Origin of the sequence: Cellulomonas algicola, assembly GCF_003851725.1 — a bacterium.
In the GTDB taxonomy this organism is placed as follows: Bacteria; Actinomycetota; Actinomycetes; order Actinomycetales; family Cellulomonadaceae; genus Cellulomonas; species Cellulomonas algicola.
On sequence record NZ_BHYL01000076.1, the window covers coordinates 1 to 2,802 of the forward strand.

1 protein-coding gene and 1 pseudogene are annotated in these 2,802 nt (G+C 76.7%); one reads left to right on the forward strand and one right to left on the reverse strand.

Annotated features, from left to right (window positions below; genetic code table 11):
* A partial coding sequence (locus CTKZ_RS05950; protein ID WP_235843364.1) for a coiled-coil domain-containing protein occupies positions 1-2,124 on the reverse strand: 2,124 nt, incomplete at its 3' end.
* 263 nt (positions 2,125-2,387) lie between these two features.
* Here CTKZ_RS05950 and CTKZ_RS05955 point away from each other — a divergent pair.
* Positions 2,388-2,802 (forward strand): annotated as a pseudogene (locus CTKZ_RS05955) (hypothetical protein); the annotation flags it as partial.

A 2,802-nucleotide genomic window follows, 5' to 3' on the forward strand; every position in this document is an offset into this window, starting at 1 on the left:
GTCCCGTCCGGTCCCGGCGTCGCCGTCCGTCGCGTCGACGCGGCCGGCGCGGACGTCCGTGCCCGCGTCGACGTCCCTGTCCGCGCCGGCGTCGGTGCCGGCCGCAGCGGTGCCGGACGCGGTCGCCGACGCACGCTCGTCCGTGCCGCGCGGCGAGCCCGACGCCTGCGCCGGGGGAGTGCTCGTGTGGTCGGACAGCACGGGCGCCGTGGCCGCCACCGGAGCGGACTGCGTCTTGGTCGTCGACGCAGCCTGCTCCTTCTCGAACGCGGCCTCGGCCCGCGCGGCACGGTCGAGCATCGCGCGGTCGGGGTTGTGGCCGAGCAGGTTCCGCAGCTCGTCGAGGTACGTGGTGATCGACTCGCGCTGACGGTGCAGGTCCTCGACCTGACGCATCGCGGTCGTCCGCTCGCGCTCGGACTCGGTCATGGCGTCCGAGATCTGCTTCTCGGCGTGCTCGCGGGCCTCGGCGACGACGCGGTCGGCGTTGCGCCGGGCGTTGGCGACCAGGTCGCGGGCGTGGTCCTCGGAGTCCTTGCGCACCTTCTCGGCCTGCGCGAGCGCCTTGGCGACGCGCTCCTCGGCCTCGGACGCGTGCGCCTCGGCGTCGGCGACGAGCCGCTCGGTCTCGACGCGCGCCTGGTCGTGCCGCGCGGCGTCCTCCCGCTCGCTCGCCTCGCGCTTCGACGCGATCTCGAGCTCGGCGTCGGCGAGGCGCTGCTCGGCGGTCCGGACGAGCTCGTCGGCCTGCGCCCGCGCGGAGGAGACGATCTCGCCCGAGGTGCGGCGGGCCTCGGTGAGCGCGCGGTCGACCTCGAGGCGGGTCCGCTCGCGGAGCTCGGCGGTCTCGCGCTCGGCCGCGGCGCGTGCCTCGGACGTCTCGCGGTCGGTGATCTCGCGCAGCTCGTCGGTCTCGCGCTCGGTGGTGATGCGCAGGTGCGTGGCCTCGTGCTCGGTCCGCTCGCGCAGCTCGCTCGTCTCGCGCTCCGCCTGGGCGCGCGTCTCGGCGGCGTACTGCTCGGCGTCCGTCCGCAGGGCGACGACGGCCTGCTCCGCGTCGGTGCGGGCCGCGGCGAGCTCGTCGGCGGTCGCGGCACGCAGCTCGCCGACCTCGCGCTCGGCGCTCGCGCGGACGAACGCGGCGTACTGCTCGGCCTCGGCCCGCAGCGCGGCGACCTCGCCGGAGACGCGCTGCTGGAGCGCGGTGGCCTCGCGCTCGGCGCTCGCTCGCACGCCGTCGGCGTACTCCTGCGTCTGGACGCGCAGCGACGTGACCTCGGCGGCGGCGGCCTGGCGGACGGCGGCGATCTCCGCCGACGCGTCGGACCGCAGCTGCGCGACGTACCGGTCCACCTCGGCGCGCGCCGCGGCCAGCTCGGCCTCGGTGCGCGAGCGCAGCTCGGAGGTGTCGGCGTCGGCCGCCTGGCGCAGGTCCTGCGCGTAGCGCTCGGCGTCCTCCCGCTGGGCGGTGGTCTCGGCCTCGGTGCGGGCCCGCAGCTCGCTCGCGGTGCGCTCGGTCGCGACACGCAGCTGCGTCGCCTCGTGCTCGACGGTGGCGCGCAGCGTCCCGAGCTCGCGCTCGAGGGACGTGCGGCGCTCCGCCTCCTCGGTCGTGATCGCGCTCTGGATGCGTGCGGCCTCCCGCTCGGCGGACCCGACGAGCTCCTCGGCGCGGCGCTGCGCGGCGAGCAGCGTGCTCTCGGCCTCGGCGGCGGCGGTGGTGCGGAGCTCCTCGGCCTCGCGGCGCGACGTCGCGAGCAGCTCGGCGACCTCGTTCTCCGCACGGGCACGCAGCTGGCCGGCGGCGAGCTTGGCGCGGGCGAGGGCGTCGGCGGCCTGCGCGTTCGCCTGCGTGACGACGTCGGACGACTGCTCCTCGGCGGACCTCAGCAGCTGCTCGATGCGCGAGCCGAGCCCGGAGTACGTCGGCCGCTCGGCCTCGCGGAGCTGGCGGTGCGCCTCGGAGAGCTCGCCCGCGACCTGCAGCGCCTTCGCGTCGGCGGCCTCGACCTGCGCGCGCGCGTCCGCGACGGACTTCTCCAGCGAGGAGATCCTGGCGTCGACGGCCTCACGTTCGTAACCACGGAAGTTCACGACCGGGAAGGGGGTGCGGGCATCGGGCACGAGCGGTCCTCCTGGGCTCGTGGGCGCCGGCGCGGCCCCTCCGACGAGGTGCTCGACGGCAGCCGGTGCCCCGCCGGCCAGGATACGCGTGTCGTCCGACCGGACGACGCGGACCCGCGTCCCCGCGGCCGGTGGCCGACGGTGCCGACTCGCGCACGGGACCTGCGACGACGTGCCGGGTTCGACCCTTTCCGTCCGCTCTCGTTCGGTCGTGCGCGGCCCCTCTGCCTATCCTGGTTCTTCTCGTCCCGAGAGGATCCTGCGTGCTCAAGCGACTGACCATCGCCCTGCTCGGCGTCGTCGGACTGGTCGTCATCGGCCTCGGCATCGCGTCCGCGACGGTGTGGAGGGCCGACGACGTCCTCGTCGCCACGACGTCCGGCGACGCCCGGACGCTCGTCACCGACCCGGGCGTCCTGGAGCTCGGCGGCGACCCCGTGACCGTGACCGTCGAGGCCGCCGACGACGCCCCCGTCGTCCTCGCGGTCGGCCGCGACACGGACGTCGACGGCTGGGTCGGCACCGACGCGCACGACCGCGTGACGGGCCTCGACGGCTGGCACGAGCTCGCGATCGACGCGGTCGCCGCCCCCGCGCCCACCGCGTCCGCGTCGGCGGCTCCCGACGCGGCGGCGACGGAGGGCGCGGAGCCCGCGGCCCCCGCCGACGGTGCCGCGA